Consider the following 7,636-nt stretch of genomic DNA (forward strand, 5'->3'; position numbering starts at 1 on the left):
CAAATAACTTACTTAACTGACTTTAAATGTACCAACGGTCTCCTGCAATTCTTGAGAAATCTCGACAGTTTGTTGCAGAGATTCAGAAACCTGGCGGGAAGAATCGCTAGTGCGTTTTGATACAGCAGCAAGGTCTTTCATCAATTGTCTGACAGTTTGAGATGTTTGTACTTGAGATGTTGTCGCAGTGGAAATCGACTGTGCTAAAGAGTCAATTTGACGTGATACATCCAAAATTTGACCTAGATTTTGCTTAGCCTCCTCCACAATTCGTGTACCTTCCACCACTTGAGTAGTACCTAGTTCCATTGCTTGCACCACTTCACTGGTTTCTCGTTGGATATTACCAACAATTAGTTCAATTTCTTGGGTTGCGGCTGCACTTCTGACTGCTAGTTCACCGACTTCTTCAGCAACTACAGCAAAACCTTGACCTTCTTCACCCGCACGCGCTGCTTCAATACCGGCGTTGATGGCGAGCAAGTTGGTTTGGATGGCGATTTGGTTAATCAACGACACCACGCGGGAAATTTGTTGAGAAGATTCTCCCAAACGTTTGACTTTCTTGGCAGTTTCACCAATGGTTTCCCTTAGAGACAGGATGTTTTGTACTGTCAAATCCATTGCATGTCCACTTTTGGTGGCAGTTTGGGTAGCATGATTAGCAATAGTAGCAGCTTGCTGAGCGTTTTCGGCTACGACTTGCATAGACTGCGTCATTTGGTCAACAGCATCTAGAGTATGATTGATTTCCGCAGCTTGTGTGAGTGCTTCCTCTGCTAGTTGGCGGATGGCTACTTCGTTAGAGCCAACTGCACTATTCACCTGGGTAGCAGCTTGTTTAACTTGGGTAACAATATCTCGGAGATTTTCGACAATGGAGTTAAAAAAGTCGGCAACAGTGCCTATTTCTCCAGATGTTACATCTGCACGCACTGTTAGGTCGCCCCTAGCTGCACCTTCTACATCATTGAGCAGTTCTAAAAGTTGTTGTTGCAGTGCTTCTTTTTGTTGGCGTTCTTCATCAGAGCCTTGTTCTGCAATTGTCTTTGCTTGTTCTATTTTTTCAAGCAGTTTGGCTTGTTCTAAGGCATAGCTAACTTGAGTTGCTATCTGTTGAAACAAGTCAATTTCTGGCTGTTCCCAAACTCTATAAGTCTCGCAATGATGAGCAATTAGTAAGCCGAGGAGTTGCTCTTGGACAAAAATTGGTATGCTCAAAATACCTTTGACGGCAAATTTATCCAACTGTTGGATGTAACTATCGGCATTTTTCAAGCTTTGGTCTTGATGAATATTAGCTATCGCCTGCACCCGAATATCTTGATCAGTTTCTGCATAGCGTTCAGGGTAATAGGGGTCGTTGATTTGCACTCCAAGCATTTTCGCCCAACTACCAGTTACTGATTCCGCAACGACGATACCATCCCAAGTTTCTGAATTCAAGTTATAAATGACTACTCGGTCTGTATTCAGCGCTTGTTGAACTTCTTTGACTGCTGCTTGATAAATATCTTCGGTTTTAAGAATTCTCCGAATTCGTAGGGTAATATCTGCTAGTAATTTGGCCCCTTCAATATCTAGTTCTTGTTCTTTGACTAAAACCTGCAATTGTTCGGCCGTCTGGTTAATCTTTGCACTCAATACTCCTAATTCATCTTCTCTTTCGTTGTCCAGACGGGTATTGAATTTACCTTTACCTAACTCTGTCAATGCGGTAGTCGCATTGAGAATTGACTTGGTGGTAGGCTTGGCTAACCAAGATGCGATCGCTCCCACAATCAAGGCTGTTAATACTGTCCCGATCGCAATAATCCACAATAATTGTCTTTGAGGATCACATGCAATTGCTGTATCTGTAGATAAGAGCACTTGCCAGTTTAAATCTGGCAAGCCATCGAGCTTTCTGAATGGCACATAGCTGACTAATTCTTGCTTGTTGTAAGTTTTTGGAACTGCTGTGAAACTAGCTACTTCTTTTGCTGCTAGCAGTTTAGCTATGGGATACTCAGCTTTTGCTTCTTTACCCAATAACTGCTTTTGTGAACTCAGAAAAACTTTTCCCGAAGCATCAACCAGAGAGTATTGATGTTCACTGCTTGCGTAATTTTCAATTACCTCGTTTAAAGATTTTAAGGGCATACGCGCTCTCACCACGCCGATGTTTTGGCCTGTAACTTTATCTTTAACGGGTGCAGCTATGTAAATGCTCATGACGCCTGTACTTTTTGAAGCTTCGGCTTTACTGATGACAGTAGCGTCTTTTTGCAGAGCATTTTGAAAATAATTACGGTCTTTGTGATTGTCTAAAGGTTTGCCTGTTGATTGGACAATCGAGTTGCCTTGGAGATCAAAAAAGGCAACACTATCATAGACTTTGTACGCTTTAACAATCTCATCTAGAACTGTTTGCTTTTCTTGAGAGGTTATGATAACACTAGCTTGGCGATTTGTCAAGAATGGCGAATTCGAGAGTACTTCAATATCTCCATACCGTTCCAACATGAAACGGTTAATTTTATCGCTTAAGCCAGCAGCTTCTGTTTCTTGGAATTGAGTAATTTGCTTAGTAATCGATTTGTTGACACAACTGTAGGCGATCACGCCTATGCCCAACACTGGTAGTATACCGATTGCGATCGCTAAAATTGTCGCTTTCGTATCCAAGCTTAGCCTTTTGAAATAAGCACTTACCTGGTTGTGTGAAGAATTATTAGAAATTTCAGTAATAGGCTTATTCGTTAGTTGCACTCTATTATTAGTAATTTTTTGGGATGGAATCATCGATGCCCGATTTTGAGCATCAGCACTCTTAGCTGTGTCAGTTTTATTAAACATCAAGTATTTCCCCTAGGTATGTGAATAAGAACACTAAAAATCGTTCTTTTTTAGTAGTAGACCCTAATCACTGCGGAGAATAGAAGACTGCACAATCGCCTGTGCATCTAGTACTAATAATATTTCTTTCTGTTGCACAACACAGCCACGTAGATAAGGAACTAAACTGGATGCCACTTGTCCCACAGGAGAATGAACATCATCAGACATGAACTTAGTTGTACCTTTGATTTCTTGTACAACTAAGCCCAACAGCAGTGATTCCACTCGGATAACGATTGCATTATACTGCCGCAGCCTATTGTCTAGGGATTGTAAATTGAGCATCCTTGGCAGATCAATTACCCAAATTATGCGACTCCGCCAATTCATTAATCCTAATATACAGGCCGGCATATTTGGCATCGATGTTACAGATTCAACAGGCACAATAATCGCTTCTTGCGTATGCCTCATTGATAGAACAGCAGTAGTCTGTTGATTTAGCTGAAACTTAAGATAGCCATCTCCTGAATTATTGTCTGTACGTTTTGAGGAAGATATAATTTTTGAACTAGTCATTGATTCAAATTACCACTGATTTAATAGTATGCAGCAGATGAGCGCGGGTATAAGGTTTTGTTATATAGGCATCAGCACCTTGTTTCCTCGCCCAAAACCGATCAATCTCCTGATTTTTAGAACTGCAAATTACAATCGGCACTTTCTCAGTAATTGGATTTTTTCTCAAAGAGCGGCACAATTCAAATCCACTCATTTCAGGCATAACTACATCGGTAACAATCACATCGGGTTTTTGTGACGCAGCTTTTTCTAGAGCTTCTTTTGCACCACCAGCTTTAATTACGTTGTAACCACTCTCTTTGAGATAATGGCTCATTAGTTCCAATTCGCTGGGAGAATCTTCTACAATCAGAATTGTGCCAAGTAAAATTAGGCTCACTACTAAATCTCCTAAAAAATAACTTAAGGCTAATTAAATTTAGTTATGTTTATTTGCTGTTACTAAATTAACCAATGTGCTTAAAAACCATTTTTAGCAAATCTGATTGTGTAAAAGGTTTAGTTAAATAGCCTGATGATCTGACCATCTTAGCTTTTGCTCTGTCGATAAACCCTGTTCTGCCAGTTACCATAATAATGGGTGTATTCTTGAAAGCTGAATGTTTTCGTAATAGAGAACATAGCTCATAGCCATCTAAACTTGGCATTTCAACATCTAGCAAAATCAAGTCTGGCTTGCTGCGGAGAATTTGCATTAAAGCTTTGACTGGATCATTGATCATCACCACTGAAAACGTGGTTTCATCCAAAAAATGTTTGATGGAATTCAAGACTGTTTGACTATCATCAATGCAGGCAATTGTATATAGGTTTTTGCCAACAGATGTCTGAGTAGTTTTATTATTCCTATTCTCAGCAATATCAAAATTAATTTTTTTCGGCAATTGTTGTCCAAGTTTTATTTGCAGTTGTGGCTGAACTTGAGGTGACTGCGTTGTGGGCAAAACTTGGAAACCAGCAGGAACTGATGACTGGATATTTTGCCGATTTCGTAACTGCTTTTGACAATGTTCGACTAGTAAACGCAAATCCAGACGACAGAATTTTGGTAGTTCATCTAAGGAGTCTTCAGGATTAAATTCATAGCTCCCTTCTTTTAAGCACAAAAATGACTCCAGCACTTCTTTCGCCAATTCGTCTATCAGGTTTCCTGCTTGCGTAGAGGCAATATAGTTTTGCTTTACTAACCAGCAAATAGCTTTATAGTCTGCATTAGGTATCAATTGATGTTCATTATTCGCTTCAAATGTCAGACGCATTTGTACGCGAGTAGCGCTGTTGAGGGCGGGAATTTGCTGACTCAAGCGTCGCAAGTGACTATCAAGCCGCTCAAACAGTTTATCTGAATAGGAGGCATAAGTAAGTTTACCGTCCTCTAGATAGATTGACCAAGAAACTATCCCGGTAAATACCCGTAAGCAACCTGTAGCATGTCGGCTGGTTAGTTGTGCCAACAGAGATAGCGGATGTAGTTTCTGGAACAACCTGTAGCTACCTATAGGAGTTGTACTCATTTTACTTCAGCTAAATTCGATACGTGTAAGCTAAATTTGTGCAGTAGCTTCTTCCACAATTTAAATTAAATATAAAGTCAAACTTTTGTATCATAACATACATAAGTCTATATCTAGTTTTGTGGTAGAATTCTGCGGCAGAATTATTTTCAGATTTTCAAATCTCAGTCAACTCATAAGTTGCTGTTATTTTTCTTACTCTTACCAGGATTAATAGACATCTTTAGAGAATAAGACACAAAAATGTCAAGACTAGATGAAGCCACTTTCCATTGAGTGACCCCAATCTGACCACAGGAATAATACTGATTTTATTGGCAGTAATATGGTTAAGCCTCAGTATTGACACGTAGGCAAACACTGGGACTTAACTGAGATAAGCTCTGAAACTATATAAGTAAAATTGCTCATAATATATGATTATGATTTTTTATAATAAAATTCTAGGACTTACGCACTGTACAAATGCATCGTGATGTGAATTAACTAAAAATGGTTTTTAACCTTGCTCCATATTTGGTATTTCTTGTCAATGCGTAAGTCCTATATTTATACTATTGCAAAATGCCTAAGTACCGCTGAAATTAACACTTTGCTCTTTCAGCATATTTGTGTATTTTATTTAGTTTGGTACTGAAGGTTAAAAGCATTGGGCACTGCTTAATTTCCATACCTTGTAAAATCAGTTTGTACAAGACTTTTTAGTAAGTTCTGAACTATGCCCATTTATGCACATTGTTTGATGCCAGCCTAGGGGCATAAATCCTAAGTTTTTTACGCCCAGCTAGGAGATGGCTATTTTTCAAAAGTGCGGATGAAAGGACTTGAACCTTCACTCCTTTCGGAACTAGAACCTAAATCTAGCGCGTCTGCCAATTCCGCCACATCCGCATCAATATCTCATACTATCACAACAAATTATTTATGGGAAGGGGCAATGGGAAAACAAGGAGAAATTCTTAAAGAAGTCTCTTCCTTGTCTATCTTGTCTCTGTATCAATGCCCCATGCCCAATGCTTACATAACTGCTATGCGAGGCAGACGATGCTTGAAACCACAGAGAATTTCCCAAGAGATAGTATTTAATTGTTCAGCCCAATCATCCGCTGAGATTTGTTCGTTTCCCTGTTCTCCTAATAAGGTGACAACTTCTCCTTCTTGGACATTAGGTATGGCACTCACATCCAGCATTAACTGATCCATTGTAATTGTGCCGATCTGCGATACACGCTGACCACGAATTAACACCTGCATTTTGTTGGAGAGGTTTCGGGGAACACCATCAGCGTAACCAATTCCCACGACGGCAAGACGAAGTTCGCGCGGGGCAATAAATTGATGCCCATAGCTAACAGCAGTTCCTGGGGAAATTGTTTTTACCTGAGTGACTCGTGCATTAAGTTGTAAAACTGGCTTCAGGTTGATCGCATTTTGTAAATGAGGCGCTGGGTAGAGTCCGTAAATGGCTAAACCTGCTCGGACAATATCGTAGTGTAATGCTGGATCTGTGAGGGCAGCAGCCGAGTTTGCTAGGTGCAAACAGGGTGGTTGTATTCCCATTGCTTTGATGTGAGCGATCGCTTCCTCAAATCGTCTATGCTGTTCTTTCATAACTGTGGTGTCAGGACTATCTGCTGTTGCCAAATGAGAATAAATACTGGCAATAGAAAGATGTGGTAATCGCTGCACCAATTGCACAAACTCACCCGCTTGCTGCCAGTTAGTTCCCAACCTAGACATTCCCGTGTCTAATTTAATGTGTACGGGTACGGGTGAACCATAGTTCATTTCTTCTAAGATGTTGGAAAATACCAGCGCTTGTTTGGGGCTGCACAGTGTTGGCTGAAGTTTCCAGTGAGCGATCGCATGAATTTGCTCTGGTGTGTGAGTTGCCCCTAAAATTACAATCGGAGCTTTAATTCCACCTTCTCGCAATTGAATAGCCTCTGGAACTGTAGCGACTCCTAGCCAACTTGCCCCAGATTGTAGTACCGTTTGGGCAACTGTTACGGCTCCATGTCCATAAGCATCAGCTTTCACCACTGCCATCAGCTGAGTACGCGGCGATAAAAACTGTACCAGCTGCTGTACATTGTACGACAACGCCCCCAAATCAATTTCTACCCAAGCTCGTTGCGAGAACCACGCGTAGGTATCGCATTGCTGATTAGAAACTACATCAGAGGTTTGCTTGCTGCTTAACATTTTCACTGACTCCTATGACACCACTAGCTAAACATCCAGACTATCTATTCACGCTCCTAGAAGCGATATCAGATTAAACAGGAAGTTTACCGTTCATCCGGGATTTGATACAAGATGCTTATAGCGGTTTTTAGTTATGGGACTTACGCACACTCTACGAATTCTCGGCGTTCTTCTCTACCAGACGCTGCGCGTTCACGTAGTGTCTCGTAGAGAAGGCGTCTTGGCGGTTCGATAAATTAAGCTTTTTGGCAACTTTTGCGTAAGTCCTGTTCCAAATTTAACTAATTCGGCGGAATTCCCCGTCCCTCTACAGGGCGGGGATGGATAGCCGGGTGATGACGAAAACACCTCCGACTAATATCAACCGCAGGTTGATAAGGAAGTGGGGTGTTTGAGGAATCACCAATTATTGTATTTTAGTGCTTTATCACAATATATGTTTATGGTAGAGTAAGCACATCAAGGAGGTGATGCTGAGTGTTACACAAGGTTGTACAAGTCCGTTTATATCC

General features: G+C 40.8%; 5 protein-coding genes and 1 tRNA gene. All 6 read right to left on the reverse strand.

Annotated features, from left to right (window positions below):
• Nucleotides 1-12: 12 nt before the first annotated feature.
• On the reverse strand, nucleotides 13-2,838 hold the full coding sequence (locus tag IQ246_RS17450) for a methyl-accepting chemotaxis protein (RefSeq protein WP_194004615.1): 2,826 nt from the start codon (nucleotides 2,836-2,838) through the stop codon (nucleotides 13-15).
• Nucleotides 2,839-2,901: 63 nt separating this feature from the next.
• Complete coding sequence (locus IQ246_RS17455) at nucleotides 2,902-3,399, reverse strand: chemotaxis protein CheW (protein ID WP_194004616.1); 498 nt, start codon at nucleotides 3,397-3,399, stop codon at nucleotides 2,902-2,904.
• 4 nt (nucleotides 3,400-3,403) lie between these two features.
• Nucleotides 3,404-3,781: a response regulator gene (locus IQ246_RS17460; RefSeq protein ID WP_194004617.1), complete on the reverse strand. Its 378-nt coding sequence runs from the start codon at nucleotides 3,779-3,781 to the stop codon at nucleotides 3,404-3,406.
• 67 nt (nucleotides 3,782-3,848) lie between these two features.
• Nucleotides 3,849-4,916 (reverse strand): response regulator, encoded by a 1,068-nt coding sequence (locus tag IQ246_RS17465; RefSeq protein ID WP_194004618.1) that lies wholly within the window; start codon nucleotides 4,914-4,916, stop codon nucleotides 3,849-3,851.
• Nucleotides 4,917-5,725: 809 nt separating this feature from the next.
• Nucleotides 5,726-5,807, reverse strand: a tRNA-Leu gene (locus IQ246_RS17470).
• A 126-nt stretch (nucleotides 5,808-5,933) separates the two neighbouring features.
• Nucleotides 5,934-7,121: an alanine racemase gene (gene alr, locus IQ246_RS17475; RefSeq protein WP_194004619.1), complete on the reverse strand. Its 1,188-nt coding sequence runs from the start codon at nucleotides 7,119-7,121 to the stop codon at nucleotides 5,934-5,936.
• Between the last annotated feature and the right edge of the window lie 515 nt (nucleotides 7,122-7,636).

The organism is aff. Roholtiella sp. LEGE 12411 (assembly GCF_015206995.1).
Taxonomy (GTDB): domain Bacteria; phylum Cyanobacteriota; class Cyanobacteriia; order Cyanobacteriales; family Nostocaceae; genus Komarekiella.